General features: G+C 63.1%; 29 protein-coding genes, 1 tRNA gene and 2 pseudogenes. 18 read left to right on the top strand and 14 right to left on the bottom strand.

The annotated features are described in order from the left end of the window. Positions 1-105: 105 nt before the first annotated feature. The 5 genes from FJ428_RS09550 to FJ428_RS09530 all read right to left on the bottom strand — a co-directional run bounded on the left by FJ428_RS09550 (position 106) and on the right by FJ428_RS09530 (position 4,112). A complete protein-coding gene (locus FJ428_RS09550; protein ID WP_348641189.1) occupies positions 106-846 on the bottom strand; it encodes a carboxymuconolactone decarboxylase family protein in 741 nt (246 codons plus the stop codon). A 63-nt stretch (positions 847-909) separates the two neighbouring features. Then, entirely contained in the window at positions 910-1,368 is a 459-nt protein-coding gene (locus tag FJ428_RS09545) for a cupin domain-containing protein (RefSeq protein WP_140563697.1), read from the bottom strand. A 56-nt stretch (positions 1,369-1,424) separates the two neighbouring features. Beyond that, entirely contained in the window at positions 1,425-2,441 is a 1,017-nt protein-coding gene (locus FJ428_RS09540) for a zinc-dependent alcohol dehydrogenase family protein (protein WP_140563695.1), read from the bottom strand. A 16-nt stretch (positions 2,442-2,457) separates the two neighbouring features. Continuing rightward, positions 2,458-2,808: a cyclophilin-like fold protein gene (locus FJ428_RS09535; RefSeq protein ID WP_318012490.1), complete on the bottom strand. Its 351-nt coding sequence runs from the start codon at positions 2,806-2,808 to the stop codon at positions 2,458-2,460. A 113-nt stretch (positions 2,809-2,921) separates the two neighbouring features. Next, on the bottom strand, positions 2,922-4,112 hold the full coding sequence (locus tag FJ428_RS09530; protein ID WP_140879336.1) for an MFS transporter: 1,191 nt from the start codon (positions 4,110-4,112) through the stop codon (positions 2,922-2,924). A gap of 167 nt (positions 4,113-4,279) precedes the next feature. Between FJ428_RS09530 and FJ428_RS09525 the strand changes: the two genes are divergently transcribed. Next, positions 4,280-5,173 carry a LysR family transcriptional regulator gene (locus tag FJ428_RS09525; RefSeq protein WP_140554653.1) on the top strand — a complete coding sequence of 298 codons (894 nt, stop codon included), beginning with the start codon at positions 4,280-4,282 and terminating at the stop codon, positions 5,171-5,173. A gap of 61 nt (positions 5,174-5,234) precedes the next feature. Here FJ428_RS09525 and FJ428_RS09520 read toward each other — a convergent pair whose 3' ends face one another. Both FJ428_RS09520 and FJ428_RS09515 read right to left on the bottom strand, forming a co-directional pair. Further along, positions 5,235-5,666 (bottom strand): nuclear transport factor 2 family protein, encoded by a 432-nt coding sequence (locus FJ428_RS09520; RefSeq protein WP_140879335.1) that lies wholly within the window; start codon positions 5,664-5,666, stop codon positions 5,235-5,237. A gap of 27 nt (positions 5,667-5,693) precedes the next feature. Then, on the bottom strand, positions 5,694-6,650 hold the full coding sequence (locus FJ428_RS09515; RefSeq protein ID WP_263486742.1) for an alpha/beta hydrolase: 957 nt from the start codon (positions 6,648-6,650) through the stop codon (positions 5,694-5,696). Positions 6,651-6,952: 302 nt separating this feature from the next. On the opposite strand from FJ428_RS09515, the gene FJ428_RS09510 reads away from it, so the two are divergent. The 9 genes and pseudogenes from FJ428_RS09510 to FJ428_RS09470 all read left to right on the top strand — a co-directional run bounded on the left by FJ428_RS09510 (position 6,953) and on the right by FJ428_RS09470 (position 12,473). Continuing rightward, positions 6,953-7,285 (top strand): metalloregulator ArsR/SmtB family transcription factor, encoded by a 333-nt coding sequence (locus FJ428_RS09510; protein ID WP_140554651.1) that lies wholly within the window; start codon positions 6,953-6,955, stop codon positions 7,283-7,285. A 15-nt stretch (positions 7,286-7,300) separates the two neighbouring features. Further along, positions 7,301-7,378, top strand: a pseudogene (locus FJ428_RS09505) (arsenate reductase ArsC); the annotation flags it as partial. A 65-nt stretch (positions 7,379-7,443) separates the two neighbouring features. Continuing rightward, positions 7,444-8,508, top strand: a complete 1,065-nt coding sequence (gene arsB / locus FJ428_RS09500) for an ACR3 family arsenite efflux transporter (protein WP_181167276.1) — start codon at positions 7,444-7,446, stop codon at positions 8,506-8,508. Positions 8,509-8,670: 162 nt separating this feature from the next. After that, positions 8,671-9,252 carry a TetR/AcrR family transcriptional regulator gene (locus tag FJ428_RS09495; protein ID WP_140559083.1) on the top strand — a complete coding sequence of 194 codons (582 nt, stop codon included), beginning with the start codon at positions 8,671-8,673 and terminating at the stop codon, positions 9,250-9,252. Between the two features lie 96 nt (positions 9,253-9,348). Continuing rightward, positions 9,349-9,972: a hypothetical protein gene (locus FJ428_RS09490; protein ID WP_140879333.1), complete on the top strand. Its 624-nt coding sequence runs from the start codon at positions 9,349-9,351 to the stop codon at positions 9,970-9,972. A gap of 313 nt (positions 9,973-10,285) precedes the next feature. Further along, complete coding sequence (locus tag FJ428_RS09485; protein ID WP_140879332.1) at positions 10,286-10,876, top strand: DUF308 domain-containing protein; 591 nt, start codon at positions 10,286-10,288, stop codon at positions 10,874-10,876. 48 nt (positions 10,877-10,924) lie between these two features. After that, positions 10,925-11,158, top strand: a pseudogene (locus tag FJ428_RS09480) (multicopper oxidase domain-containing protein); the annotation flags it as partial. A gap of 153 nt (positions 11,159-11,311) precedes the next feature. Further along, complete coding sequence (locus FJ428_RS09475) at positions 11,312-11,686, top strand: avidin/streptavidin family protein (RefSeq protein WP_140879331.1); 375 nt, start codon at positions 11,312-11,314, stop codon at positions 11,684-11,686. Positions 11,687-11,996: 310 nt separating this feature from the next. Beyond that, the gene (locus FJ428_RS09470) at positions 11,997-12,473 is read left to right on the top strand and encodes a hypothetical protein (RefSeq protein WP_224519052.1); all 477 of its coding nucleotides are present in this window, start codon (positions 11,997-11,999) and stop codon (positions 12,471-12,473) included. Positions 12,474-12,538: 65 nt separating this feature from the next. Here the strand turns inward: FJ428_RS09470 and FJ428_RS09465 are convergent, their stop codons facing one another. The 4 genes from FJ428_RS09465 to FJ428_RS09450 all read right to left on the bottom strand — a co-directional run bounded on the left by FJ428_RS09465 (position 12,539) and on the right by FJ428_RS09450 (position 14,723). Beyond that, positions 12,539-12,832 (bottom strand): muconolactone Delta-isomerase family protein, encoded by a 294-nt coding sequence (locus FJ428_RS09465; RefSeq protein WP_140547678.1) that lies wholly within the window; start codon positions 12,830-12,832, stop codon positions 12,539-12,541. Positions 12,833-12,905: 73 nt separating this feature from the next. Beyond that, entirely contained in the window at positions 12,906-13,178 is a 273-nt protein-coding gene (locus FJ428_RS09460) for a DUF1127 domain-containing protein (RefSeq protein ID WP_224519053.1), read from the bottom strand. Between the two features lie 93 nt (positions 13,179-13,271). Further along, positions 13,272-13,511 carry a DUF680 domain-containing protein gene (locus FJ428_RS09455; protein WP_140554644.1) on the bottom strand — a complete coding sequence of 80 codons (240 nt, stop codon included), beginning with the start codon at positions 13,509-13,511 and terminating at the stop codon, positions 13,272-13,274. Positions 13,512-13,811: 300 nt separating this feature from the next. Beyond that, positions 13,812-14,723, bottom strand: coding sequence for a LysR family transcriptional regulator (locus FJ428_RS09450; protein WP_140524242.1), 912 nt, complete (start codon positions 14,721-14,723; stop codon positions 13,812-13,814). A 121-nt stretch (positions 14,724-14,844) separates the two neighbouring features. Here FJ428_RS09450 and FJ428_RS09445 point away from each other — a divergent pair, with 121 nt between their 5' ends. Next, positions 14,845-15,999 (top strand): HlyD family secretion protein, encoded by a 1,155-nt coding sequence (locus tag FJ428_RS09445; RefSeq protein ID WP_140879330.1) that lies wholly within the window; start codon positions 14,845-14,847, stop codon positions 15,997-15,999. Positions 16,000-16,130: 131 nt separating this feature from the next. Further along, positions 16,131-17,714 (top strand): MDR family MFS transporter, encoded by a 1,584-nt coding sequence (locus FJ428_RS09440; RefSeq protein ID WP_140879477.1) that lies wholly within the window; start codon positions 16,131-16,133, stop codon positions 17,712-17,714. A gap of 271 nt (positions 17,715-17,985) precedes the next feature. Here FJ428_RS09440 and FJ428_RS09435 read toward each other — a convergent pair. Both FJ428_RS09435 and FJ428_RS09430 read right to left on the bottom strand, forming a co-directional pair. Further along, positions 17,986-18,062 (bottom strand) — tRNA-Arg (locus tag FJ428_RS09435). A gap of 225 nt (positions 18,063-18,287) precedes the next feature. Beyond that, positions 18,288-19,772 (bottom strand): HAMP domain-containing sensor histidine kinase, encoded by a 1,485-nt coding sequence (locus FJ428_RS09430; protein ID WP_140685602.1) that lies wholly within the window; start codon positions 19,770-19,772, stop codon positions 18,288-18,290. A gap of 301 nt (positions 19,773-20,073) precedes the next feature. Between FJ428_RS09430 and rpmH the strand changes: the two genes are divergently transcribed. The 5 genes from rpmH to yihA all read left to right on the top strand — a co-directional run bounded on the left by rpmH (position 20,074) and on the right by yihA (position 23,954). After that, positions 20,074-20,208 (top strand): 50S ribosomal protein L34, encoded by a 135-nt coding sequence (gene rpmH, locus FJ428_RS09420; RefSeq protein WP_008833937.1) that lies wholly within the window; start codon positions 20,074-20,076, stop codon positions 20,206-20,208. A gap of 14 nt (positions 20,209-20,222) precedes the next feature. Further along, the gene (gene rnpA, locus FJ428_RS09415; RefSeq protein ID WP_140514294.1) at positions 20,223-20,576 is read left to right on the top strand and encodes a ribonuclease P protein component; all 354 of its coding nucleotides are present in this window, start codon (positions 20,223-20,225) and stop codon (positions 20,574-20,576) included. Between the two features lie 14 nt (positions 20,577-20,590). Then, positions 20,591-22,411, top strand: a complete 1,821-nt coding sequence (gene yidC / locus FJ428_RS09410) for a membrane protein insertase YidC (RefSeq protein WP_140554640.1) — start codon at positions 20,591-20,593, stop codon at positions 22,409-22,411. A 248-nt stretch (positions 22,412-22,659) separates the two neighbouring features. After that, complete coding sequence (locus tag FJ428_RS09405) at positions 22,660-23,298, top strand: CatB-related O-acetyltransferase (RefSeq protein ID WP_140625223.1); 639 nt, start codon at positions 22,660-22,662, stop codon at positions 23,296-23,298. Next, entirely contained in the window at positions 23,295-23,954 is a 660-nt protein-coding gene (gene yihA, locus FJ428_RS09400) for a ribosome biogenesis GTP-binding protein YihA/YsxC (RefSeq protein ID WP_140879329.1), read from the top strand. Before FJ428_RS09405 ends, yihA begins: the two co-directional genes overlap by 4 nt. 17 nt (positions 23,955-23,971) lie before the next feature. Here yihA and FJ428_RS09395 read toward each other — a convergent pair whose 3' ends face one another. Beyond that, positions 23,972-24,706, bottom strand: a complete 735-nt coding sequence (locus FJ428_RS09395) for a TetR/AcrR family transcriptional regulator (RefSeq protein ID WP_140491491.1) — start codon at positions 24,704-24,706, stop codon at positions 23,972-23,974. A 127-nt stretch (positions 24,707-24,833) separates the two neighbouring features. Here FJ428_RS09395 and FJ428_RS09390 point away from each other — a divergent pair, with 127 nt between their 5' ends. Continuing rightward, complete coding sequence (locus FJ428_RS09390; RefSeq protein ID WP_140563669.1) at positions 24,834-26,018, top strand: HlyD family secretion protein; 1,185 nt, start codon at positions 24,834-24,836, stop codon at positions 26,016-26,018. Positions 26,019-26,029 lie beyond the last annotated feature (11 nt).

The raw sequence follows: 26,029 nt of genomic DNA, 5'->3' as shown, positions 1-26,029 counted from the left end.
CCGCCCTGAATTTGCGCTGGGCAGTCTCCAGATGCTCGCCGCATCGCCACTTGGCCGCGTCAGGCCGCGCGGCTCGAACGGCAGGGTCGTTACGGTCGAAAATGATCAGTCGGCGGAGCGCTTCTCGAATACGGAGCGTGCGACCGGGGCTGCCGAGAAAGCGTTTGGCCATCCCGCGTAATAGGCGAGATGACTGATCACCTCCGAGGCCTCGGCGCGCGTCAGTCCATTATCCATGGCCCTGTTGAGATGGTAGGGAATCTGCTCCACCTGCCCGGCGGCGACCAGTGCGCTGACCGTCACCAGGCTGCGGTCGCGCGGCGCGAGGTCGGGACGCAGCCACAAGTCGCGAAACAGCACTTCCGTCGTGTCGCGCACCAGGCCCGGCGACGCCGGTCCCGTGCCTTGCTCGACCCGTGCGGCACGATCGGCCTCCGCCTTTTCGTCGAGCGGCAGCAAATCGACGACAGCCTTGGGGAGCTGGTCCGGCCCGATGCCGCGTGCCTCGAACACCGCTTTGGCGATCGCCGTGGCTGCCATCGCGTTGCCCCACCCGGCATAGAAGGCAAGATGCGTGATCATCTCCGAGATCTCGGCCGGCTTCACGCCACTGTCGAGGGCGAGGCTCAACTGCTCCGGCAGGAGTATGCCCTGGTTGCGGGTGACCACCGCCGCGATGGTGACGATGCTGCGATCGCGCCGCGACAGGCCGGGGCGCTTCCAAACGTCATTGGCAAGCTTGTCCGTCGCATAGCGCGCAAGGGCGGGCGAGACGGCCTGCAAATCCTCTGGAGGCAGGCTGCCGGTCTGCGACCCAGTCTGCGCCGCAGCGTCGGCAGCCCCCATCGACAAAGCGAGTGCGAGAATGGTTGAAGGTTTCATGATGATGCCTTTCGTTCCTGCGTACGGTCAGCGGTATTGCTCGTCGGAGACAGGCTCCAGCCAGTCGACATTCTTGCCGTCATGCATGTAGCTCAACGCGATATGGGCCATCGGGCTGGTGGCGGTTGCGCCATGCCAGTGCTTCACCCCGGCGGGAATCCAGACGACGTCGCCTGGATTGATGACGAGGGCCTCCTTGCCGTCTTCGCGAATCCAGCCTTGGCCTGATCTGACGATCAGCAATTGACCGGCAGGATGGGTGTGCCAGACGGTGCGCGCTCCGGGAGCAAAGTTCACCAGCCCCGTGCTTGCGCGCGTTATCTCGGTGGCGGGAAACAGCGCAGTGATGACCGCTTGCCCGGTAAAGTTTTCTGCCGCTCCGATCACCGCCGGCGTGCTGCCGTTTGTCCGGATTTCGATGCCCTGCGCCTGCACGGGCATGGTTCCCGCCACACTCGCGGCCGTTGCTGTCAGGATTTTCTTCATTTTGGTCTCCTTAAGGTTTGCTCCCCTGCATTTGTGGGCTGAACGCAGTGCGGCGCTTACAGACGAAGCAGCGTCTTGATCGCCCGCCTCTCATCCATGGCGCGGTAGCCCTCGGCGACATCGGCCAGCGGCAGGGTCAGGTCGAAGACCTTGCCGGGATTGATCTTGCGCTCCAGCACCAGATCCATCAGATGCGGAAGAAAACGGCGCACGGGCGCGGGGCCGCCGAGCAGGCTCTTCTGGGCGAAGAAGAGGCCCTGGCCGTCGAGCTGGACGCCATGCGGCACGCCGACAAAGCCGATCGAGCCGCCGGGGCGGGCACAGTTGATCGCCTGCATCATGGATTCCTGCGTGCCGACGCATTCCAGCACGGATTCCGCGCCGACGCCGCGGGTCAGCTCCTTGATCCGCGCCACGCCGTCATCGCCGCGCTCCGAAATGATATCGGTGGCGCCGAATTCGAGCGCGAGATCCTGGCGCGTCTTGTGGCGGCTCATGGCGATGATGCGCTCCGCGCCCATCTGCTTGGCCGCGAGCACGCCCATCAGCCCGACCGCGCCGTCACCCACGACGACCGCGGTCGCGCCGGGCTCGACGCGCGCGGCGTCGGCGGCATACCAGCCGGTGCCAAGCACATCCGATGCCGCCAGCAGGCTCGGGATCAGGTCGTCCTCGGGCATGCCGGGGGTGGCGACCAGCGTGCCGTCGGCAAGCGGCACGCGCAGCATCGGCGCCTGCGCCCGGCTCATGAACTCGCGCTGCTCGCAGGACGAGGGGAAGCCGAAGCGGCAATGCGGGCAGGTGTTGTCGGAGGTGCAGAACGAGCCGACGACGAACTGGCCGGGCTTCACCGTTCTCACCGCGCTGCCCACTTCCACCACCACGCCGCAATATTCGTGGCCCATATGCATCGGTTCGTTCAGCGGCTGGAGCCCGCGATAGGGCCACAGGTCGGAGCCGCAGATGCAGGTGGCCGAGAGCTTGAGGATGGCGTCGGTGGGATGAAGGATTTCGGGCTCCGCCACTTCCTCGCAGCGGATGTCGCCGGCACCGTAGAGAACTGTTCCGAGCATCGTTTTCTCCTTGAGCCTATGTCAGGCGTTCTATGCGTATGTTGAAGCGTCCGCCGCGCAGCAGCGGTGCGATACCGCTGTCGAGCCGGCCGAGCCGGATCAGGCCGCGCGAATACCGGTAGGGGCCATAAAAGAAGATGAGATTGCCCCAGGGCGCGTAGTAGGCGATGTCGCCGATGGCCTCACTGTCGAACGGGCCGCTGCCCTCGATCCGCAATTTGCGCGGCAGGTAGCCGATCTTCTCGACGGATGCGTAGTCTTCCAGTGTCAGGTCGAGCGGCAGCATCGCGGCGAAATCCTGCGCGCTCGGATTGTCGAACAGGGAGGCCGTCAGGCGCATCGCGTCCACTTCAATAGCAATCCTCATCAACGGTTTCTCCTGTCCGTCCGTTCCGCGGGCTTGGCCTGGCGCGGCGGAGGGCGCGAACGCGGCTGCCAGTGCGGCGGCAACCGCGGCGCGGCGCGTCATGTGGCTGCGTGTCATGGTGCGCCCTTGCAGTGGTCATGGGCGGCTGCCGCCGCGGCCAGCGCGGATCCCACAAGCAGCACCGCGCCAAGTGCGAAGGGGCTTCGCCAGCCGAGCGTGTCCAGCAGCAGGCCGCCGCCCGCCGCGCCGAGCGTGATGGCGAACTGGATGACGGCGACCTGCAAGCCGCCGCCGGCTTCGGCATCGTCGCGCAGCGCGCGGCTCAGCCAGGTGCCCCAGCCGACCGGCGCCGCGGTTCCGAAAAAGCCCCAGCCGACGAGCAACGCGGTGACGGCCATCGGCATCGATCCAAGCACGATCAATGCGACGGCCAGCAGCGCCATGGCCAGCGGAATGATGATGACGATGCTGTAGAGCCGCGTCTTGAGCAGCCGGCCTATGGTCCAGGTGCCGGCGACGCCTGCTAGTCCCATCACGAGCAGGATCGCCGAGAGCGCCGAAACGCCGACACCGGTCACGGTTTCCAGGAAAGGCCTGAGATAGGTGAAGAGCGCGAACTGGCCCATGAAGAGCAACAGGATCGAGGCCATGCCGAGCGCGACCTGACGGCGCAGCAGCAGCCGGAAGACATTGCCCGACGCCTTGCGGCCGCGTGGCGGCAGCGCAGGCAGGCTGAGGCTTTGCCAGACAAGGGCAAAGAGGGCCAACGGCACCACGAGGAAGAACGCGCCGCGCCAGCCGACATAATCGCCGAGCAGGCTTCCGAGCGGCGCCGATATGGTTGCCGCGACGGCGTTGCCGGCGTTGATCATCGCCAGGCCCTCGGGCACGGAGTCCTCCGGCACGAGGCGCATCACGATCGCGGTGGACATCGACCAGAAACCGCCGATGGCAATGCCGAGCAAGACGCGGCCGATCATCAGCACGGCATAGTTGGGCGCAAAGGTCACCACCAAGCCGGACACGGCGAGCAGCAGCGAGAACGACGTCAGCACCAGCTTGCGGTCGATATGCCGCGTCAGGCCGGCGATGAACAGGCTGGTGAGGACCGCGAAGATGCCGGAGACCGAGATCGCCTGTCCCGCCCGGCCTTCGGTGATGCCGAGCCCGTCGGCGATCGGCGTCAGCAAGCTGACCGGCATGAACTCGGAAGCGATGAGGACGGCGACGCAAAGCGTCATCGAGAACACCGCACCCCATGCTGCCCGAGGCTTCACCAGCCTGTCGTCGTAAGTCGTTTCCATCAGCCGTCACCACGCACAAAAAGCCGGCCGCCGGAAAACGCATCGGCGGCCTGTTCGCGACAGGAGATAGCGCCGGACTATTGGAATGATTAGCGGCTGAAAGTCGCTTGAACTTATCGATGCAGGCCATAAATAACGTCGGGCCGTATTCAGCGGGGCAGAAGGCCATGCGCGAAAACTTCAACGATCTTCTGTGGTTCCTGATGGTGGCCGAGGAGCGCAGTTTCACCAAGGCCGCCGCCAAGATCGGTATTACTCAATCGACCCTCAGCCACACCATCAAGCGGCTCGAAACGCGCCTGGGCCTGCGGCTGCTGGCGCGAACGACGCGCAGTGTCTCGACGACCGAGGCGGGGGAGCGGTTGCGTCAATCCCTGGCACCGCGCATCGTCGATATCGAAACCGACATCGCGGCGCTGACGGCCTATCGCGACAAACCCTCGGGGACCGTGCGCATCACCGTCTCCGATCATGCGCTCGAGCAGCTGGTCTGGCCGAAACTGCGGCCCGTCCTTGCCGACTATCCTGACATCAAGCTCGAATTCAGCCGGGACAACGGATTGCGCAACATTGTCGAGGATGGTTTCGATGCTGGCGTGCGGCTTGGCGAAAGCGTGGAGAAGGACATGATCGCCGTGCGCATCGGGCCGGACTGGCGGCTTGTTGCCGTAGGGTCGCCGGCCTACATCGCCGGACGTGGCGTGCCGAAGGCGCCGCAGGACCTGATCGGCCACAATTGCATCAACCTGCGCATGACCAGCGCCGGTGGCCTCTATGCCTGGGAATTCCAGAAGGCCGGCCAGGCTCTGCGCGTGCGCGTCGATGGCCAGCTCGTGTTCAACTCGACCCTGCCGATGGTCGACGCCGCCATTGCCGGCTACGGGCTTGCCTATGTGCCCGAGGATCTGGTCACGGCGCATGTTGCCGCCGGCCGGCTGCAACTCGTGCTCGACGATTGGTCGCCGAAATTCGCCGGCTATTACCTATACTATCCGAGCAGTCGCCAGAACTCGCCGGCCTTCAAGGTCATTGTCGACGCGCTTCGAAAACACAGCCAATGATGGCCACCACACAGAAGCCGAGGACGGGGCTGAGCACAACCGGGAATGGGAGCGGCGGACCTCAGATAATGCCGTGCGTCCTTAACAGCGCCTGCTCATCGCCCGACACCCATCCGAATATCTTCGGCTCCCCGTCGAGTTTCCGGACAAGGTAGTGAACGTCGAAATCTATCCCGACATCCGCTTGGCCCTTGCGGGCGTAGGTCGCGGTCCATGCAACATGGGCAACGCAATGATGCTCGTCGATCGGCGAGATGCCGATGTCGCGTATCCGCATCTCTTTCGTTCCGATTGCCCGGTAGTGGGCATAGCCCTGGGTCATGACTTGCTTGAGTTGATCGTCGTTCTTTCCGGTCACGACGCCGGCAGGCGAGGCGGCTATGAACTCCGACGTGTAGAGCGACGCCGCCTCATCCATATCCATGCCGCCGCCAAGCGACTCCTTGAAAAACCGCTGATAGCGTTCAAAAAATCTCTTTACGCTCATCTCCATGATTTCCGCTCCGGTCGTGTCCTCGGATCAGCGCTGTTCCCGCACGCTCCGGAGGAAATGGATCATCGCGGCGTTGACCTCGTCCGGGCGTTCCTGCTGCGTCCAGTGCCCGCAGCCGGGCAGCATCAACATATCGCGGAGTTGCGGGACGAAATTTCCGAGATTGGCCAGCAGCTGATCCATTCCGGGGAAGGCGACCACCAGATCGCGGTCGCCCGCTATATAGAGCGCGGGAACCTTGATACGCGCGCCCGCAAAGGGCGCCATCAGCTGCCAGTTCCGGTCGATATTGCGGTACCAGTTGAGACCTCCGGCGAAACCGGTGCGCTGGAACTCGCCGGCGTAGAAATCGAGGTCGCCTTGGCTGAGCCAGGGCGGCAGGCCCGGCGGCGCCTCGACGGCTTGCAGAAAGCCTCCGCCGTATGGAACCATGCCGATTCCACCCGCGCTCGTGCCCGAGGCATCCCCCGATGCGGCGTAAAGCATGGCCCGCACCGTGGTCCGGGGGTCCCGTTCCAGTTCGACCTCGGCAATGCCGGGTTGCTGGAAATAGAGCTGGTAGAATTGCGAGTCCGTCGTTCGCGGCATCAGGCTGGTCGGGCGCATCTTGGCGCGCGGTCGGAACGGCACGCTGAGGCCGATGACGGCTTGGAACCGGTCCGGGCGCATCAGCGCCGCGTGCCAGGCGACGACGGCGCCCCAGTCGTGGCCGGCGATGATGGCGGTGGGCGCTTCGAGGGCATCTAGAAGGCCCACCATGTCGCCGACCAGATGGAAGAGCGTATACTGTTCGACCGCCTCCGGCCGATCGCTCTTGCCATAGCCCCGCATGTCGGGGGCGACGGCGTGAAAGCCCGCCGCCGCGAGCGCACTCAATTGATGGCGCCACGAATACCAGGATTCGGGAAAGCCGTGGCACAAGAGCACCAAAGGGCCATCGCCCTGCTCCGCGACGTTGAGGCGGATGCCGTTGGTCTCGACCATTCGCTGCGTCGGCTCGCTCACGGCTGCTTCTCACGCTCGTGTGTCAGTCTCTGTTTAACGGCTGGCGGCGGACGCCGCAACGAGTGGGTTGAGCGAACCGAATGCCTGTCTCGAAAGTCACGCATCTTTTGTCGCCGGTCTCAGGAATGATCGCGGCAATGAATATCCGAGATTTGGTCGGCGCCCGCTTTGCGGTTCCCGAACTTCTGCCCCAGCTTCAAACGCGATGAGCGCGCTTGCCTATTGTCATCCGGCTGTCATATGTCGGCACTACGAAGCCTTAGTTCTGGATTTATAGATACGTGGATAAAAAATCAGCTCTCCTCGCTTTGGCGGCACTCGGCCAGGATACAAGGCTCGAGGTCTTTCGCCTGCTTGTCCAGGCGGGCGCCGGGGGGACCCCCGCCGGCGAGGTCGCTTATCGCCTCGACATCGTGCAGAACACGATGTCGGCGCACCTCAAGGTTCTTGACCATGCCGGCCTCGTCCGCGCCGAGCGCGATGGTCGCACAATCCGCTATGTTGCCGACATGACCGGATTCCGCGATCTGCTCGCCTATCTCATGGAAGACTGCTGCAATGGCGCGCCGGAACTCTGTCGGCCCGTGATCCAGGCGGTCACCTGCAAGTGTTAGAAGGAGGCATCCGCCATGAGCGAGCCATACAACGTTCTTTTCCTCTGCACGGGCAATTCGGCAAGGTCGATCATCGCCGAGGCGATACTCAACCTTCCGAAAGCCGGCTGAGCAAGGAAAGTATCATGAACGATCACGCTTTGAGCGCGGGCGGCGGCATTGGTTTCGTCGAGAAATACCTGACCGTGTGGGTGGCGCTGTGCATCCTCGCCGGCATCGCGCTCGGCCGTCTCATGCCAGGCGTCTTCCACGCCGTCGGCGAGGCCGAGATTGCCAAGGTCAACCTGCCGGTCGCGGCACTGATCTGGCTGATGATCGTGCCGATGCTGGTCAAGATCGACTTCGCCGCGCTCGGCCATGTGAAGGAGCATTGGCGCGGAATCGGTGTGACACTGTTCGTCAATTGGGCGGTGAAGCCGTTCTCGATGGCGGCGCTCGGCTGGCTGTTCATAGGGTATCTCTTTCGGCCTTATCTGCCGGCCGACCAGATCGACAGCTATATCGCCGGCCTTATCATCTTGGCGGCCGCGCCCTGCACGGCGATGGTCTTCGTGTGGTCGAACCTGACGAAAGGCGAACCGCATTTCACGCTGAGCCAGGTCGCACTTAACGACACCATCATGATCTTCGCCTTCGCGCCGATCGTCGGCTTGCTGCTCGGCCTCTCGGCCATCACCGTACCCTGGAATACCCTCGTCCTCTCCGTCGCGCTCTACATCGTCGTGCCGGTCATCGGCGCCCAACTCCTGCGTCGGCGGCTGCTCGCCGCGGGCCGCGAAGCCGCCTTGAAGCGATTTCTCGAGCGGCTTCAGCCGCTCTCGCTCATAGCCCTGCTTGCCACGCTTGTGCTGCTGTTCGGATTTCAGGGCGTGCAGATCCTGGCGCAGCCGCTGATCATCGCGCTGCTGGCCGTGCCGATCCTGATCCAGGTCTATTTCAATTCAGGGCTCGCTTACCTGCTCAACCGTGTCTCGGGCGAACAGCATTGCGTCGCCGGCCCCTCGGCCCTGATCGGCGCTTCGAATTTCTTCGAACTGGCGGTCGCCGCCGCCATCAGCCTGTTCGGCTTTCAGTCGGGGGCGGCGCTCGCCACCGTCGTCGGCGTGCTGATCGAAGTGCCGGTCATGCTCACCGTGGTCTGGATCGTGAACCGCTCCAAAGGCTGGTACGAGGGCGGCCGGGCAATGTCCCGTGTTGCCGAAAACATTAATGCTCGACCGTGATCGAAAAATTGCGAAATAGCCGTTGATCCTCAGCCGGCCGGGCAGCCTGCTGGTTGACTGCTTTGCAGGAAAAGCTCGGGATTGCCGCGCGACGCTCTCCCGTTAATTGCGCGGGGTATCCGTCTGCTTGACAGTCTGCCTACTAGAAGGTAGACAGATCGCATGAGCAACTTTTCAACGACATCTGACGAGATTTTGGCCTCCGCACAAAAGCTGATCATCGCCGGCGGCTATAATGGATTCAGCTACGCAGACATCGCGGCCGTGGTCGGCATACGCAAGGCCAGCATCCACCACCACTTCCCCAGCAAGGTCGATCTGGTGCGTACGCTTGTGTCGCGTTACCGCGAGAACGCCGAAGCCGGCATGGCCGATCTCGAGCGCAGCGTGCCTGAACCGCTCGAACTCGTTCAGGCCTACGCGGGTTATTGGGCCAGATGCATCGAGGATGCAAGCATCCCGTTCTGCGTATGTGCGCTGCTGGCAAGCGAACTTCCAGCGCTTCCGAACGAGGTCGTCTCGGAGGTACGGGCGTATTTTCAGTTTCTCTCGGCGTGGCTGACGTCGGTCATCGAACGCGGCGAACAGCAAGGCTCCCTGAAAATCTCTGGTCCGGCGCGGGTGGAGGCAGAGGCGCTCATGGCCACCGTTCATGGCGCCATGCTATCGGCTCGGGCATACGGAAAGCCTGGCGTCTTCGCTACAATTCTCGACCCGACCCTGCGGAGGCTGAAGCCCGAATGATATCAGTGCCGGGCGGCTAAGCGACGGGTCGCCCCGACAAGAGCATCGACAAATGCGCCGCGGTAAACTACCAACTAGTAGGTAAAGAAATTCCCTATGTTTCACAAACTCCTCTCGGCTCTCTTGGTCATCGGTATCCCGGCGACCTACGCCATCACGGCGCCCGCTCAGGCTCAAAGCCGGGAGGCCGAGCAGATCCACATCAGGGGCAGCGTGGTGAGCTTCAGCGCTTCGACGCTGAGGGTCAACACGCGGGAAGGCGAGACTGTTGACGTTGTCCTGGCTGATGGCTGGAAGATATCCGCCGTCGCTGCTGCGAAGGTGGCCGATATCAAGCCAGGCGATTTCGTCGGAATTGCCTCGCTGCCGAAGGACAAGGGCGGTGACGGCGCTCTGGAAGTCCTGATCTTCCCGCCCGCGCTGAAAGGCGCAGGTGAGGGAAGCTACGGGTGGGATCTGAAGCCTGACAGCAGCATGACCAATGCAACAGTCGCCGATGCCGTCAAGGACGTCGACGGGCGCACCGTGACCGTTTCCTACCAAGGCAAGGAAAAGAAGATCGCGATCCCGGATGGCACCCCCGTCGTGACCCTCGCTCCGGCAACCCAGGATGATCTGGTCCCGGGTGCCGTCGTCTTCATAGCGGGCGAGAAGGCCGCAAGCGGAACGATCGGTCATCAGGTCGTCGTCGGCAAAAATGGCGTGGTCCCGCCCATGTGAGCCAGGTCGCCGCTCGTTCGCAGGCTGTCGATCGTCACGGCGGCGCTGGCGAAAGATACGCTGAGCGGTTCGGCGCGGACGAACGCGACAGTGAAGGCCTACCGCTCGTCCGAAATGCCGGAGCGTTTCCCATGCACCGGGAGCGGCGCATTCGCCGACGGCTGTGGCCTGCACCTGGCGCCGCCTCTCGGAGGAAGGCGGGCGGATAGTGAAGGCTATGAGGGTGAAACAGCCCTCTTTGACAAGCGCCTCGGCCACCTGTGGTCGCCGAGGTGCATCGGACAAACATTGAACCATACCCGAAGGATATCCAATGAGACGCGATCGCGTTGAGGTTGCTTCAAATGACCAGCACAAGTGGCTCAAGCTGTATTACCTCGCCCGTGCGGCCTTTTCCGTCGTCTGGGTCGTGGTCGCTTTGACGGTCGGCCGGCAGTCGGCGTCCATCGCGGCTGTCTTGCTTATTGCCTATCCTGCCTGGGATGCAGCCGCCAATTATGTCGATGCTTCCCGCAACGGCGGGCTTGCCGTCAATCCTACGCAAGCATTCAACGTTGCAGTCAGTTCGGTGGTCGCCCTTGCAGTCATCATGGCGCTGGCGATGAACATGAATTGGGTTCTCGGCGTTTTCGGCGCGTGGGCAATCTTCTCCGGTCTGCTGCAGCTCGGAACCGCAATCCGGCGCTTGAAAACCGCCGGAGGCCAATGGGTCATGATCTTGAGCGGAGGCCAATCGGCTGTCGCCGGCGCATTCTTCATCGCGCAAGCGCAGATGTCCGCACCGCCCTCGATCGCCAACATCGCAGGCTACGCTGGCTTCGGCGCCTTCTATTTCCTCGTCTCAGCCCTTTGGCTCACCGTCTCGCAATCGCGGCGCCGGAAAGTGGCATCCGTTCAAGTATGATCCACATTGTCGGTCTACTGCGTATCCCATCGTGGTCCGGCGATCGACATTCATGGCGGACCATTCGAGGTCGTCGCGCGCGACGGCGAGACCATTCCCCCTTCGGCCCGCTTCCTCGCCGACACCATCAATGTCGGTCCGGGCCAGCGCTATGATGTCGTCTGGACGGCGCGGCGACCCGGCAAATGGCTCATCCACTGCCACATTCCGCACCACACGACGAACAACAATGTCGAGCAAAAGGGCGGCGGCGGGCTGATGGTCGTCATCGACGTCAGCTGACGCGGGAGCCGGAATTGGCGCTGTTGCGGCATCAGCGCCGCACTCGGCCCGGCGACGCTGCCCAGAGGTTGGCCTCGACGCCGAGCGGCGCAGGCAGCCTCGGAACACGGGCGGGCCCTGCACGTTGATCCCGAACCGCTCGTGGAGTGCTCCATGCCAGATTGGATCGGGACTTGGCGAAACCAATACGGCTCGACCGTCATCATCGAGCACGATGCGGAAGGCGTCATCCGCGGCACGTTCAGGACGGCGTTGGAAGACAGCAGTTTCTTTGGTCAGGAACTTTCGATCCATGGCGCTGCTTGCGGCGACGTAATCGGCTTCACGGCTGCGGGACAGGGCAAGGCCGGGCCTGCGGCCGTGAGCTACACCGGTATTCTGCGGGAAAGTAAGCTCGAGATGCTTTGGCATACCGTTGCAGGGCAGACCCTTACCGCATCGGCGGAAGGGGCGCCTGCCAGGATGGTCAGAGTTGGGGCATGGCGCGCCTTCGGGACCAGCCTGGATGTGTTCGAGCGCGTGGAATGACCCAGCCTCTCGGGCCGGCGTGGCTCCATGGGCGGCTACGGAAGGCCGCCAGGCCCGCATATGCGCGACTGAAGGCGGCTTGCCGATCCTGAGCGATTTCGGCGGCGCTGTGGTCGAGCCGACCGGAGGACGGATGGGATGGCGGAAGAAGGCAACGACGCGCGGGTAGTCCTGCAATGCATGACAACCGAGCACTTTGTGCTGCAGACCGCCCGCGCGGCCACGATTCAGGAGGCAAATCAGCGCGCCAATCTGTTCGTCGGTCTCAAGCGCGGCGATCGCGCTGTCATTCGTCGCGCAGGTCACGAAAATGGGCACGCCGTTCGTGCTGTTCAGCCTGATCTTGCTGCCCTGCGTTTTCTTCATCGGCCTGGTCACCTTCGTCCGCGCCGTGCAGGTCGCCATCGAGGACATGGTGCACGCCCGTGGAATGGCGCGGATCCGGCACTACTACGTCGAAGTCGCGCCCGCCATGCAAAGCTACCTCGTTCATTCCACGCATGACGATCGCTCGGCGGTGCTCGTGGACAAGGGGCTCAGCCCATCGCCGTTGCAGTATTTCATGACCACGGCCGGAATGGTGAGCGTGATCAGCAGCGCCATCGCAGGTGTCTTTACGGGCATAGCCGCCACAGCGGCAGCCGGCGCCGGAATGGCTCTCGGTGTGGCAGCCGGGATGCTCGCCTTCGCTGCAAGCGTGTTCGTGCTGCGCAGCTACCACCTGCGGGCTTGGGCGGCGGCCGAGCAAAGACTGACGGTTCTTTTCCCAGGCACGCGCGGGGAATGAAGCTCTGCGGAGCCAGGGATCGCTTGGCCGAGGTCCCATATGCCATGCATGCCTTGTGACATCTTCTATTGCCGCGGCCCAAAGCCTCTATATGGCCGTAGCGGAACAATGGAGGCCGTTTCCTGCATGCCGCTTTTGAACAGCGGAAGGGCATTGAGCACCGAGCGAACCTCTTCCTCCGTTTCGGCCTCCATGAGAAGACAAGCGCCGCCCATGTCGCCGCGGTTCCAGATTTGTCGCACGGTGCTCGCCATGAAAAGTCGGCGAACGCCTTCGGCTTCGGCTTCCAGTCTCTCGGGCGTGTAGTCCGCGTCGTTGAAGCTTTCCGTCCGCCGACGTGTCAAGACCATGAACTGCATGTTCTTTCTCCTGTTGATGAAGGTAAGGCTTTCCGGTTTGTCCCGGTGGGTGCTTGATGCCTGTCATGGTTATTTAGCGACCATCGGCTGGAACAGGGCGGAAAGGATCGGTTTTCCAGTCTCGGCCGGCAACGTCGGCGCGAGAAAGACCGATGTCTTGCAATTGCGAGTCCGTGAGTTCCATCAGCATGCGGCGGCTCCGGCGCCTTTCCATACCGGCTTCGACCCAGACCAAGATCGCCGCGACGCGCGCCATCAGAATCTGTAGAGCCTCGACTCCACGCCGCCGCGGTGCACTCCTTGTTTCGGCCCGCTCCAAGGCGGCGCCGTTGACGACTGCGTCCATCGCATTTCTCCTTTTTTCGCGACCGGTCGAACCCCGAGGCGAAGGCGGCGAATGAGCCCGCTGCTTTGGGGGTTCGGCGGCCGGAGCCGGTGTCTAACGGTTGCCGAAAAGGTCCCGGCGACGCTCGACCGCCTGATCCTGCGCGATGGCCGCATTGGAGCCCGCATTGAGCAGTTCGTAGGCTGCACTATGCGCGATCGAGGACGTGTGGGTGTTGTCGAGCTGTTCCCGGGCAATCGCATTGATGTCGGAACCGCCGACATTCGGGTTCTCGGCGAGTGCGGCGCCAGTGATGGCCAGGAACGCGGCGGTGGCAAGAGCGATCTTTTTCATGGAAATCTCCTAAGGTTGAGTTCTGGACTTGGGTTCAAGAACAGGTCCTTGCCTGTTCGCCAAGACGATGCATCTTGGGCCCACTCATGATAATCATCGAAGATTGGGAAGGATCATCCGCCAAGAGCGGATAATAGGATCATGAGCGGGTGCGCTGCCTCAGCGCTGACCCCTCCCGGATCGAGGATTTTGCCATGTCGGTGCTGGCAATCGCTCCGGCCCTTGCCCGCATGTGGCCGGCCAGAAGATCAGAAGGGACATCAGCCCGCCGACTTTCCGGCGCGGACGGTGGACTGCTGTTCAGTACTTCAATTCCATCCATCTGCGGTGTTCGGCAAAGCGCTCGGCCAACAGATCGATGAAAGTCCTGACCTTGGCCGAGACATGGTGACGATGCGGATAGAACGCGTTGATCGCGAACTCGACTCCTGAATATTCCTCCAGCACCCGGACAAGGCGCCCGGCGCTCAGGTCGTCGGCCACGAGGAAGGGCGGCGGTATGAACAGACCGCGGCCGTCGAGAGCAAGGCGTCTGAGCGTCTCCTGGCTGTTGGTCAATAAGTTGCCATCGACGCGGACGGAAACGGGCTCGCCGTCGGGGTCCTCGAAACGCCACTCGTTACCGAAAGGATATGACGCATGGCGCATGCAATTGTGGCGTGCGAGGTCATCGGGCCGACGCGGTGTTCCATGGCGTTCGAAATAGCCGGGCGAACCGCAGACGATGTTGCGCCATGAGGTCAGCCGCCGGACGATCAGGCTTGAATCGGGAAGCGGCAGCGAACGCACGTCAAGGTCGAAGCCCTCCTCCACCATGTCGACCATTCTTTCGCCGACGGTGAGATCGACCGAAACAGCCGGATAAAGGTTGACGAATTCGGAAACGATCGGCGCCAGAAAACGGATGACGCTCATGCTGGAATGAAGGCGAAGCGTGCCTTGCGGCGTCGCCTGAAGTGCTCCCGCGACGCGGTCCGCCTCCTCCAGATCGGCGAGGATCTGCGAGGAACGCTGATAGTAAGCCTGGCCGATCTCGGTCAGGCTCACCTTGCGGGTGGTGCGATTGAGAAGCCGAACGCCGAGCCTTTCCTCCAGCGCCTGGACGTGGTTGCTGACCATCGTCGTCGACATGTTGAGGCGTCGGGCCGCCGCGGAAAAGCCTCCGCATTCCACAACGCGGCCAAACACCGTCAAGCTCGTGAGCCTGTCCATTTCGATTATCCGCTCTTAATGGATGATCCTTCCGTTCTTTCCTCGATTATCACATCAAGATTGCCGTTGCATCGTCCTTGCACCAATCGGCCACTCGGCCCGACTGTGAGAGGAGATTACGATGACCGTAAGCGTCAACCCCGCCACCTTGGAATACCCGGTTGAGGTAAAACCCGCGCGGCGGTCCCGCAAGACGATGATCAAACGCACCGTTGTCGGGTTGGGTCTGGTGGCCGGCCTGACCGCGGCTGCGCTCTACGGCTATGACTATTGGACGGTCGGGCAGTATCTGCAATCGACCGACGATGCCTATGTCAAGGCCGACTATACGACTGTCGCGCCGAGGATCTCGGGCCACATCGCCGAGGTGCTGGTCGAGGACAACACTCACGTCAAGGCGGGCCAGGTTCTGGCCCGCATCGACGACCGCGACTTCAGGACCGCGCTCGACCAAGCGCAAGCCAATGTCGAAGCAGCCGAAGCGACGCTGCATAACCTCGACGCCCAGATCGGCCTGCAGCATTCGGTGGTCGAACAGCAAAAGGCCAACGTCGCCGCAACCGAGGCGAAGCTCAAATTCGCGCAGCAGGAGGGTGATCGCTATAAAACCTTGCTGAAAAGCGGCTACGGCACCAGCCAACGCGCCCAGCAGGCCGAAGCCTCCCTTGGCGAAAACGAAGCCCAACTCCAGCGGGATCGCGCCGCACTGGTTGCTGCCCGCAAAGCAATCGACGTGCTCACGACTGAGCGCGGCAAGGCGGAGGCCGAGCGCGACAGCAGCCAGGCCGCCCTGCGTCAGGCGAAACTCAATCTCTCCTACACCACGATCACAGCGCCCGTCGACGGCACCGTCGGGGCCCGTTCGCTTCGCGTCGGCCAGTATGTGCAGGCCGGCACGCTGCTCATGGCGGTGGTGCCGCTGAATGCGGTCTATGTCGTAGCCAATTTCAAGGAAACACAGCTCACCCATGTGCAGAGCGGACAGCCGGTCGAGATCGCCGTCGACGGCTTTCCCGGCGTGGCACTCAAGGGCCGCGTCGACAGTGTGTCGCCGGCCAGCGGTCTCGAGTTCGCGCTGCTGCCCCCGGATAACGCCACCGGCAATTTCACCAAGATCGTGCAGCGCATCCCGGTGAAGATCGCGATCAACGACGGCAGGCTCGCCGGCAAGCTGCGCGCCGGCATGTCGGCCGAACCGACGATCGACACGAAGGCAACCATCCTGGCCGAACGGGGTGAACCGGACAGCGGCCGCCGGATCATCGCCGGCTGGTAACTCGTAGCGGCTGCGCGAGGTTCTCCGGGACCTCGCATGCTGGCAGCCGCGCCAATGTCTCACGCGCGCTTCGTCAAACAAGGAATTCAGCCGTGCCCGCAACCCTCACCACCAACCCCACGCCTGCGCCGATGGCAGCCAAAGCATCGAGCCTGGCGCCGACCGATGCCTCTTCCGCCTCGCTCAAGACCTGGATCGCCGTCATTGGCTCGACGCTCGGCGCCTTCATGGCGGTCCTCAACATCCAGATCGTCAACGCATCCCTCGCCGACATTCAGGGCGCCATCGGCGCCGGCATCGACGACGGCGGCTGGATATCGACCGCCTACCTGGTGGCCGAGATCGTCGTCATTCCTCTCACCGGCTGGCTGTCGCGGGTCTTTTCCATCCGCGTCTATCTTCTGGCCAATGCAATCCTGTTTCTCGCCTTCTCTGTTGCCTGCGCCTTCGCGCAAAACCTTCAGCAGATGATTGTTCTGCGTGCTTTGCAGGGCTTTTGCGGCGGCGTGCTGATCCCGGTCGCCTTCACCATCACCATAACCCTCCTGCCCAAGGCGAAGCAGCCGATCGGATTCGCCCTGTTCGCGCTGTCGGCGACCTTCGCACCGGCCATCGGACCGACAATCGGTGGCTATCTCACCGAGAACTGGGGCTGGCAGTTCATCTTCTATGTCAACTTGGTCCCCGGCGCGCTGATGGTCGGCATGCTGTGGATGTCGCTCGAAAGGGCGCCGATGCAGCTTTCGCTGCTGCGCCAGGGCGACTGGGCCGGGATCATCACCATGGCGATCGGGCTCGGCGCCTTGCAGACCGTGCTCGAGGAGGGCAACAAGGACGATTGGTTCGGCTCGCCGTTCATCGTGCGGCTGTCCTTGATCGCCCTCGTCGGCCTCTCGCTTTTCCTGTGGATCGAGTTGAGAAGCGAAAGGCCCTTGCTTAACCTCAGACTGTTCGCCCGCTGGAATTTCGGTTTCTCCATCCTGGCCAGCTTCCTGCTCGGAATTGCGCTCTACGGGGCGGTGTTCATCCTGCCCGTCTATCTCGCGCGCATCCAGGGCTACAACGCCCAGCAGATCGGTATGGTGCTGGCCTGGACAGGCCTGCCGCAACTGGTGCTGATCCCGCTGGTGCCGCAGTTGATGAAGCGTTTCGACATGCGCATTATCGTCGCCTTCGGCTTTGCGCTGTTCGCGGCGAGCAATTTCATGAACATCGAAATGACGGCGACCTACGCGTCGGAGCAGTTCTTTTGGCCGAATGTCGTCCGTGCCGTCGGTCAGGCCCTGGTCATGGTACCCCTGGCTGCGGTCGCTACGGCCGGCATCGAACAGGAGAACGCCGGCTCTGCCTCCGCATTGTTCAACATGATCCGGAATCTCGGCGGCGCCGTCGGCATCGCCATGCTGCAGACTTTTCTGACCAAGCGCGAGCAGTTCCACTCCAACGTGCTGGTGCGGTCGGTGTCGCTGTTCGAAGAGAGCACTCGCGCGCGCATCGAGCATCTGACCCGGTACTTCCTGGCGCATGGCGCCGGCGATCGCGCAGCCGCGATGCACAAGGCCGTCATCGCCATCGGACAGATGGTGCGCAAGCAGGCTTTCATCATGGCTTTCAGCGACGCGTTCTATCTACTCGGAGCAGCCCTTGTCGTCGCGTTCTTCGCCACGCTGCTGTTGCGCAACCCGGGCCATATCGAGGCGGGTGGCGCGCACTGAAAGATCGGAAAGAAGAACTACAATGATTTCAATCCCGAACTACGCCAGCGCGGCCCCGGAATGTGAGTCTGTCACGTGCACCGCCAGGAAACTCAGCAAATTTTCGAATGCTTGGCAGAGACTGTGCCGTTCCAAGTAGGGCACTTTAGCCCATAGTGCGATTTTGGCACCGGCTGCCGCCGTCTTGCCAAAACCGGCTGAATTCCGAAAATCAAGCCAGTGGCGTCGCGCTGGAAACGCCTGGAAGTCTATTGATTTCAATAGGATAAAATGGCGCGCCCGAAGAGATTCGAACTCCTGACCCCCAGATTCGTAGTCTGGTGCTCTATCCAGCTGAGCTACGGGCGCGCATCAGGTCATGCTTTCCATGACCCCGCGATCCGATCCTCGAGGACCGGCCGCGAATGTGTGCAGTTCCCTAGCGACTGAATTCGCGAAAAGCAAGCCGATCCGGCAAAAGTTTTGTCGTCGATGCGTCATCCGCTGGATCCGGCCGGAAATCGGGTTGTTCGAAGCGGCATTCAGGGCGAAGGGGGCCGGACCGGTTTGCGGGCGAAACAGCGCCCAAGCCTGTCAGGCCGGGCGGCGCAGCCCGTTGCGGGCCTGGTCGAGCCGCACCGGCTGGTCGGGAATGGTGACGGCGAAGGTGGTGCGCCCGCCGATCGATTCGACCAGCTCCACCGTGCCGCCATGCGCGCGGATCAGTTCATGCGCGATCGCCAGACCAAGCCCGGTGCCGCCGCTGCGCGCAGAGCCGCGGAACGCCGCGAACAGGTTCTCGCGCGCCTTCGGCGGCAGGCCGGGACCGGTGTCGGTCACGACGATGCGGCTGACGCTGCCCATGCGCTCGGCCGAAACCGCCAGCCGGCGCACCACGGCGCTCTCCGTGTCCGCCGCCATCGCCTGCACGGCGTTGCGGCACAGATTGGTGAGCACGCGGAACAACTGGTCGGAATCGGCGTCCACCTCGAACGCCTTTTCGACCGCGTTGATGAACTCGATGCCTTCCTCGATGTCGAGCAGGCCGTGCACGTCCTCGACCAGCTGGCGCAGCCGCACGCGCCGGCGCGAAGGCGGCGGCTCCTGCGTACGGCCGTAATGAAGCACGCCTTCCGAGTAGGAGACCGCACGGTCGAGCGCACGCAGGAGCTTCGGCGCGAAGGCCTGCACGGTCGGATCCTTGACCTGGCGCAGGCGGTCCGAAATTAGCTGCGCCGAGGCCAGGATGTTGCGCATGTCGTGGTTGATCTTCGACACGGCGAGGCCGAGGTCGGCCAGGTGCTTCTGCTCGGTTAGCATCTTCTGCAGCCGCTCCTGCATCTGCGACAGCTCGCGCTCGGCCACCCCGATCTCATCGGCGCGGGCGGCGGGATGAATGATCCGGCTGGGGTCGTCGGGGGCCTGCGAGAAGGACAGCATGGAGCGCGTCATGTTGCGGATCGGTCCGATCATGATCAGGTCGATCGCGGCATAGACCAGCATGGCCGTGAACAGCGAGATCAGCAGCGAGACGAAGGCGACGTTGCGCGAATAGATAAGCATCGCCTTGCGCAGGCTGTAGTCCGGCATGATCAGCTCGAACTCCTTGTCGCTGTCGCCGACCGGCCCGAAGACGCGCAGCATCCGGTTGCCGCCGAAAAACAGCGTGTCGAGCGCGCCGGTCATGCCCTTGACCATGCCGACGCTGGCGAGGTCGATGTGCTCGTCGACCTGCGGCGGCATGTCGGCCACCACAAGCAGCCGCGACACGCCGCCGTCGCGCACCGCGATCGCCTTGGCGCCGATCGCCATAAGCACGTCGTTCTGCGCCGTGCGCGACAGCGAGGTCGGTTCGCCCTGCACCAGCACGATCGATACGGCCGCGGCGGTACTCAGCCGCTCCTTGAGCCAGGCCAGCCGGTAGCTGGCGATCCAGGGCAGGAAGATGAGCACTTCGGCCAAAAGCACGAAAACGATGGTCAACAGCAGCAGTTTTGTCGACAGGCCGCGCGACAAGGGTACGCTGCGGACGGCTGGCGCCGGTCCTGTCCCTTCTTCGGCTTGCGTGGTTTCGCTCATGCGGTCCTGTCTTCACAATCGCTTGATCAGCCCAGATTAGGCGATTGCGGCTTTTTTGCCAATTTCCCCCTTGGTCGGAGAGATATAATTGCCGCCGAAAGTGCGCATCCCGGGCCCGGCGACACCGGCCCGGCACCGGCCCGGCACCGGATTGACTTCCAAAACCCTTCTTTCTATAAGCCCGCTCACGCTCGGGCCATTCGTCCCGGCGCGGTTTCGATCGCGCCAAAGCCGGCCCGGCAAAGCTCCTGTTACAGAGTGACAGAATCAAGAAGGGCCGCACCCCGCGGTATTAAAACAAATGAAGCGTACCTACCAACCGTCCAAACTCGTCCGCAAACGCCGGCACGGTTTCCGTGCCCGCATGGCCACCAAGGGTGGTCGCGGCGTCGTCGCAGCTCGCCGCAACCGCGGCCGCAAGCGGCTCAGCGCCTGAGCGAGACAAGATCGTTGCCCGCAACCGGCAAGCCAGTGGGACAAAATCCCAAGCGGCTTCTGAAACGCGCGGAATTCCTGGCCGTCCGCCGTGGTGAAAAACGTCGCGGGCGGTTTTTCCTCGTCGAGGTCCTCGACCGCGGCGATGGCGGCGCGCCGCGCGTCGGCTACACCGTCACCAAGAAGGTCGGCAACGCGGTCGTGCGCAACCGCGTCAGGCGGCGGCTGAAAGAGGCCGTGCGCACCCATGCGGCCGATGACATGATGCCCGGCAATGATTATGTCATCGTCGGGCGCGATGATGCGCTCCGCGCCCCGTTCGGCCAGTTGAAGGCCGAACTCTCCCGCCGACTTCGCGGAACACGATAGGCCAAGGGCTCTCGATGGAAAACAACCGAAACTTCTTCATCACCATCGCGCTGTCGGTGCTGATCCTGACCCTGTGGCAGGTCTTCTACATGAACCCGCGCGTCGAACAGCAGCGCGAGGCGGCGCGCGTCGAGCAGCAGCGCGTGGAAGAGCAGAAGAAGGCGGCAGAGACAGCCAATCCGGGCGCGGCAACGCCGGCGCCGGCCGGCACCGCTCCCGGTGCCATCCCCAACGCGCCCGGCGGCGACACCGTCACCGCGGCCAGCCGCGACCAGGCGCTGGCGGCTTCGAAGCGCGTCAAGATCGACACGCCGAGCCTCGAAGGCTCGATCAACCTGACCGGCGCCCGTCTCGACGACCTCAAGCTCAAGCACTACACCGAAACCGTCGACAAGGATTCGCCCGAGATCGAACTGCTCAACCCTTCGGAGTTGCCCAGCGGCTACTTCGCCGAGATCGGCTTCGTCGGCAACGACAAGACGGGTACGGTACCGGGCGCGGATACGGTGTGGAACGTCGAAGGCAATCCGACGCTGACCCCGTCGACGCCGGTGACGCTGACTTACACCAGTGACAAGGGGCTGACCTTCAAGCGCACCTTCTCTGTGGACAGCGACTACATGTTCACCGTTTCCGACGAGGTGCGCAATTCGGGTTCGGCCCCGGTTACGCTGTCGAATTACGGCCGCGTCACGCGCTACGACAAGCCGGCAGTCGCCAGCACCTACGTGCTGCATGAAGGCCTGATCGGCTTCACCGGTGCGGAAGGCCTGCAGGAACACAAATACGCGTCCATCGAGAAGGACAAGGAAGTCAAGCCGGGCAAGTCGACGGACGGCTGGCTTGGCATCACCGACAAATACTGGGCGGTGACGGTGGTTCCGAGCGAGAAGCAGCCGTTCCAGCCGCGCTTCGGCTATTTCGTGGACGGCCGCCACCGCTACCAGTCCGACTTCCTCACCGACCCGATCAATGTCGAGGCCGGCCAGTCGGCAACCGTCGAGACCGAGGTCTTTGCTGGCGCCAAGGAAGTCGCCAAGATCAATGCCTATGCCGAAGACCGCCACATCAAGCGGTTCGACCTGCTGATCGACTGGGGTTGGTTCCACTTCATCACCAAGCCGATGTTCTGGCTCATCGACACGCTCTACAAATTCCTCGGCAATTTCGGCCTGGCGATCCTCGCCACCACCGTCATCGTCAAGGCCATCTTCTTCCCGCTCGCCAATAAGTCCTACGCGTCGATGGCGAACATGAAGAAGGTGCAGCCCAAGATGCTCGAGATCCGCGAGAAATACGCGGACGACAAGATGAAGCAGCAGCAGGCGATGATGGAGCTGTACAAGACCGAGAAGATCAATCCGCTCGCCGGCTGCTGGCCGGTGGCATTGCAGATCCCGGTCTTCTTCTCGCTCTACAAGGTGCTCTACATCACCATCGAGATGCGCCATGCGCCGTTCTTCGGCTGGATCCAGGATCTGGCCGCGCCCGATCCGACGTCGATCTTCAACCTGTTCGGCCTTGTTCCGATCACGCTTCCGCACATGCTGATGATCGGCGTCTGGCCGCTGATCATGGGCGTCACCATGTTCCTGCAGATGCGCATGAACCCGACGCCGCCGGATCCGACGCAGGCAGCCATCTTCACCTGGATGCCCGTCATCTTCACCTTCATGATGGCTGGGTTCCCGGCAGGCCTGGTCATCTACTGGGCCTGGAACAACACGCTGTCGATCCTCCAGCAAGGCGTGATCATGAAGCGCCAGGGCGCCAAGATCGAACTGTGGGACAATCTGCTAGCGCTGTTCCGCAAGAAACCGTCGCCAGCGGAATAGAGGCGCCGGCTCACGATTCAAAAAACCCGGCTCGTCCGGGTTTTTTCTTGTGCGCCGGCATCGGTCCACGCCCGCCCGCGATGGGCGAAACTGCAAACGCGCGGCACCGTCCGATCCGGCAAATGCGCTTGTCCACCATCGAAGACTCGCTCCCGGGGCGATTGGTGCTATACGGCGGATTACGCTACTTTGACGAGGTGTGCGCCGACGCGGGACGCGTCCGCCAGCCAATTCCCGGACGAACCGCCATGACCGGACCCAATCCCGACATCAAGCACCCGATCCCGATGCACACGCGCGTCGGCTTCCTCAAGGCGCTGGTGAGCGCGCCCAACATCGAGATCGGCGACTTCACCTATTATGACGATCCGGAAGGGCCGGATAAATTCGCCGAGAAATGCGTGCTGCACCACTATCCCTTCATCGGCGACAGGCTGATCATCGGCAAGTTCTGCGCCATCGCCGAAGGTGCCCGCTTCATCATGAACGGCGCCAACCACGCCATGTCCGGTTTTTCGACCTATCCGTTCAACATTTTCGGCCATGGCTGGGAAAAGGGTTTCGACCCCGCCACATGGTCGAAGGAGGTGCGCGGCGACACGGTGGTCGGCAACGATGTCTGGATCGGCATGGAGGCAGTGATCCTGCCGGGGGTGCAAATCGGCCATGGCGCCATCGTCGCGGCGAAGTCCGTGGTCACGCACGACGTGCGGCCCTATGCCATCGTCGCCGGCAACGCGGCCAAGGTCGTCAAGATGCGTTTCGACGACAGGACGATCCGGCGGCTGCTGGCGGTGGCTTGGTGGGATTGGCCGGTGGACAAGATCAGCCGCAACCTCGATGCCATCAGGGGCGCCGATATTTCTCTTCTGGAGACAGCAGCTTGAACGCTCAATACAGCACCACGATCGGCACGGACCTGTTTACCCGCGGGTGGATCTTCATCCGCGGTGTGCCCGCCATGAAGTTCCTGCCGCCGGAAGGGCCGCCGGAAATCGCCTTTGCCGGCCGCTCCAACGTCGGCAAGTCGTCGCTGATCAACGCTCTGGTCAACCAGAAGGGCCTGGCGCGCACCTCCAACACGCCGGGGCGCACGCAGGAACTCAATTATTTCGTGCCGGACGGATTTTCGGGGGAGGGCGCCGACCTGCCGCCAATGGCATTGGTCGACATGCCGGGCTACGGCTATGCCACCGCGCCCAAGGAAAAGGTCGACGATTGGACGAAGCTGGTCTTCGACTATCTCAAGGGCCGTGTCACGCTGAAGCGGGTTTATGTGCTGATCGACGCCCGCCACGGCATCAAGGCCAAGGACGACGAGGTGCTATCGCTGCTCGACAAGGCGGCGGTTTCGTACCAGGTCGTGCTGACCAAGACCGACAAGATCAAGGCCGCCGGCGTGCCACGGCTGATTGAGGAGACGCTTGCCAAGATCAAGAAGCGACCGGCGGCGTTTCCTTTCGTGCTGGCGACGTCATCGGAAAAGGCCGCGGGCCTGGAGGAGCTGCGCGCCGCGATCGTGCTCGCGGCCAATGGCGGCTAGCGGCACAAAAAGCCGGGTTAAGCCTTCGCCTCCAGGGCGATCATCTTGTGGCTTTCCTCCGCGGCAAGCATTTCGGTGCCATAGGCCTTCAGGAACATGTCGACGCCCGACCTGACGATATGGTCGATTTCGTCCTGGTTCGGAGCCTTGGCGCGATAGGCGAAGATGCACTGCCGGAAAAGACCGGCCAGGCAGAGTTCTGTGAACTGATAGGCGGCAAGGTCGACATCGTCGATCTTGAGCAGGCCACGGTCGATGGCGGCCTTGAGGAAGGTCACGACCTTGTCGTGGCCGCGTTTGGGGCCGCGTTCGTAAAACCGCGCGCCCATGTCGGGTATCCTGTCGGAGGCGCCGATCACCGTGCGCTGGGCCTGGATGACCTTGGCCGAGGTGATCTTCATGGACAGGACCTTGCCGAATTTCACCAGCGTCTCGCGCAGGTCGTCGGCACGGTCGAGCACGTCATACATGTTCTTGAAGATCGTGCCGCGTTCTTCCTCGATCAGCGCCTCGAAGAGCTCTTCCTTGTTGGCGAAGTAGACATAGATGGTGCCTTTCGAAACGCCGGCTTCCCGCGTGATGTCGTTCATCGAGGCCGCCTCAAAGCCCTTGTCGATAAAGACCCGGCGGGCGCCATCGATGATCTGGCTGCGCTTGACCGGATCCTGTCCGGCTGCCGGGCGGCCGCGGCGCAAGCCGTCCAGCAGGTCGCCGCAATTGTCGTTTTCGACGTCGGGCGTTGTGTCGGCCATTAAAGTCACACCTCGAAAATAATTCGAACCAAGCGGTTCGATTGCCTCTTGATATGGTCCTCTTTAGGCGCTATGTCAACGGCCGGATCGAACCGAACGGTTCAGTATTATAACTTAGAGAGATGTCATGTCCTCGAACGCGCCGTCCACCGCCGAAGTCCGTCCTTTCCCCAACGCCAAGGTCGCCCCGGCGACGGAAGCACCGGAAGTTCCCGTCCACCCAGTCGCCGCGCCGCCTCTGGCGGAAACTCCGGCGAAGAAGAAGCGTTCCGTGCGCTCTTTCCTGCTGCCGATCATCGGCGTCGCACTGCTCGGCGCCGGCGCCTGGTACGGCTACGATTACTGGACCACCGGCCGTTTCATGATTTCGACCGACGACGCCTATGTCCAGGCCGACATGGCTTTCATTTCGCCCAAGATCTCCGGCTATGTCGATCAGGTCAAGGTCAGCGAGAACCAGCAGGTCAAGGCCGGCGATCCCCTGCTGACGGTCGATGACGGTGATTACAAAATAGCGGTCGCCCAGGCCGAGGCGCAGATCGCCACGCTGGCCAGGACGCTCGATCGCATCGATGCGCAGACCAAGGCGGCGCAGGCCTCCTTGCAGCAGGCGCAGGCCGCCAAGACCGCCGACCAGGCCGCGGCGGCCAATGCCGCGCGCGCCCAGCAGCGCGCCGCGCAACTGCTCAAGACCCATGTCGGTACGCAGGCGCAACTCGACGACGCCCAGACGGCGCTCGACCAGGCCAACGCCGCTCTCGTCGGCGCCGACGCGCAGATCGCCGCAGCACAGGCCAATATCGGCGTGCTGGAGGCGCAGCGTGCTGAATCGGCAAGCACGCTGGCATCCTTGCAGCTCAGCCGCGACAAGGCCGCGCGCGACCTGTCCTTCACTGTGCTCAAGGCGCCCTATGACGGCGTCGTCGGCAACCGTTCCGTCGAGCAGGGCGACCTCGTGAGCCCCGGCCAGAAGCTCGCCGTCATCGTCCCGATGAACAAGCTCTACATCGTCGCCAACTTCAAGGAGACCCAGCTTGCCCGGCTGGTGCCCGGCGAAAAGGTCAGGATTTCGGTCGATGCCATCGACGGCGAGCCCATCGAGGGCACTGTCTCCTCGCTGGCGCCGGCCTCGGGCGCCGTGTTCTCGCTGCTGCCGCCGGAAAACGCCACCGGCAATTTCACCAAAGTGGTGCAGCGCGTCCCGGTCCGCATCGACGTGCCGGCCGATGCCCTGAAGAGCGGCAGGCTGCGCGCCGGCTTGAGCGTCGTTGTCGCCGTCGACAGCCGCACCGCGCCGGCCGCGACCAACTGAGCGCGCTCCGG

Origin of the sequence: Mesorhizobium sp. B2-8-1, from assembly GCF_006440955.1 — a bacterium.
Lineage (GTDB): Bacteria > Pseudomonadota > Alphaproteobacteria > Rhizobiales > Rhizobiaceae > Mesorhizobium.
This window is presented reverse-complemented; position numbering and strand designations above follow the sequence as displayed.

Bases quoted from the DNA above. Each gene is read 5' to 3' on its own strand.
- FJ428_RS09550 (WP_348641189.1), bottom strand. From the start codon at position 846: ATGGGGGCTGCCGACGCTGCGGCGCAGACTGGGTCGCAGACCGGCAGC.
- FJ428_RS09545 (WP_140563697.1), bottom strand. From the start codon at position 1,368: ATGAAGAAAATCCTGACAGCAACGGCCGCGAGTGTGGCGGGAACCATG.
- FJ428_RS09540 (WP_140563695.1), bottom strand. From the start codon at position 2,441: ATGCTCGGAACAGTTCTCTACGGTGCCGGCGACATCCGCTGCGAGGAA.
- FJ428_RS09535 (WP_318012490.1), bottom strand. From the start codon at position 2,808: ATGAGGATTGCTATTGAAGTGGACGCGATGCGCCTGACGGCCTCCCTG.
- FJ428_RS09530 (WP_140879336.1), bottom strand. From the start codon at position 4,112: ATGGAAACGACTTACGACGACAGGCTGGTGAAGCCTCGGGCAGCATGG.
- FJ428_RS09525 (WP_140554653.1), top strand. From the start codon at position 4,280: ATGCGCGAAAACTTCAACGATCTTCTGTGGTTCCTGATGGTGGCCGAG.
- FJ428_RS09520 (WP_140879335.1), bottom strand. From the start codon at position 5,666: ATGGAGATGAGCGTAAAGAGATTTTTTGAACGCTATCAGCGGTTTTTC.
- FJ428_RS09515 (WP_263486742.1), bottom strand. From the start codon at position 6,650: ATGGTCGAGACCAACGGCATCCGCCTCAACGTCGCGGAGCAGGGCGAT.
- FJ428_RS09495 (WP_140559083.1), top strand. From the start codon at position 8,671: ATGAGCAACTTTTCAACGACATCTGACGAGATTTTGGCCTCCGCACAA.
- FJ428_RS09490 (WP_140879333.1), top strand. From the start codon at position 9,349: ATGTTTCACAAACTCCTCTCGGCTCTCTTGGTCATCGGTATCCCGGCG.
- FJ428_RS09485 (WP_140879332.1), top strand. From the start codon at position 10,286: ATGAGACGCGATCGCGTTGAGGTTGCTTCAAATGACCAGCACAAGTGG.
- FJ428_RS09475 (WP_140879331.1), top strand. From the start codon at position 11,312: ATGCCAGATTGGATCGGGACTTGGCGAAACCAATACGGCTCGACCGTC.
- FJ428_RS09470 (WP_224519052.1), top strand. From the start codon at position 11,997: ATGGGCACGCCGTTCGTGCTGTTCAGCCTGATCTTGCTGCCCTGCGTT.
- FJ428_RS09465 (WP_140547678.1), bottom strand. From the start codon at position 12,832: ATGCAGTTCATGGTCTTGACACGTCGGCGGACGGAAAGCTTCAACGAC.
- FJ428_RS09460 (WP_224519053.1), bottom strand. From the start codon at position 13,178: ATGGACGCAGTCGTCAACGGCGCCGCCTTGGAGCGGGCCGAAACAAGG.
- FJ428_RS09455 (WP_140554644.1), bottom strand. From the start codon at position 13,511: ATGAAAAAGATCGCTCTTGCCACCGCCGCGTTCCTGGCCATCACTGGC.
- FJ428_RS09450 (WP_140524242.1), bottom strand. From the start codon at position 14,723: ATGGACAGGCTCACGAGCTTGACGGTGTTTGGCCGCGTTGTGGAATGC.
- FJ428_RS09445 (WP_140879330.1), top strand. From the start codon at position 14,845: ATGACCGTAAGCGTCAACCCCGCCACCTTGGAATACCCGGTTGAGGTA.
- FJ428_RS09440 (WP_140879477.1), top strand. From the start codon at position 16,131: ATGGCAGCCAAAGCATCGAGCCTGGCGCCGACCGATGCCTCTTCCGCC.
- FJ428_RS09430 (WP_140685602.1), bottom strand. From the start codon at position 19,772: ATGAGCGAAACCACGCAAGCCGAAGAAGGGACAGGACCGGCGCCAGCC.
- rpmH (WP_008833937.1), top strand. From the start codon at position 20,074: ATGAAGCGTACCTACCAACCGTCCAAACTCGTCCGCAAACGCCGGCAC.
- yidC (WP_140554640.1), top strand. From the start codon at position 20,591: ATGGAAAACAACCGAAACTTCTTCATCACCATCGCGCTGTCGGTGCTG.
- FJ428_RS09405 (WP_140625223.1), top strand. From the start codon at position 22,660: ATGACCGGACCCAATCCCGACATCAAGCACCCGATCCCGATGCACACG.
- FJ428_RS09395 (WP_140491491.1), bottom strand. From the start codon at position 24,706: ATGGCCGACACAACGCCCGACGTCGAAAACGACAATTGCGGCGACCTG.
- FJ428_RS09390 (WP_140563669.1), top strand. From the start codon at position 24,834: ATGTCCTCGAACGCGCCGTCCACCGCCGAAGTCCGTCCTTTCCCCAAC.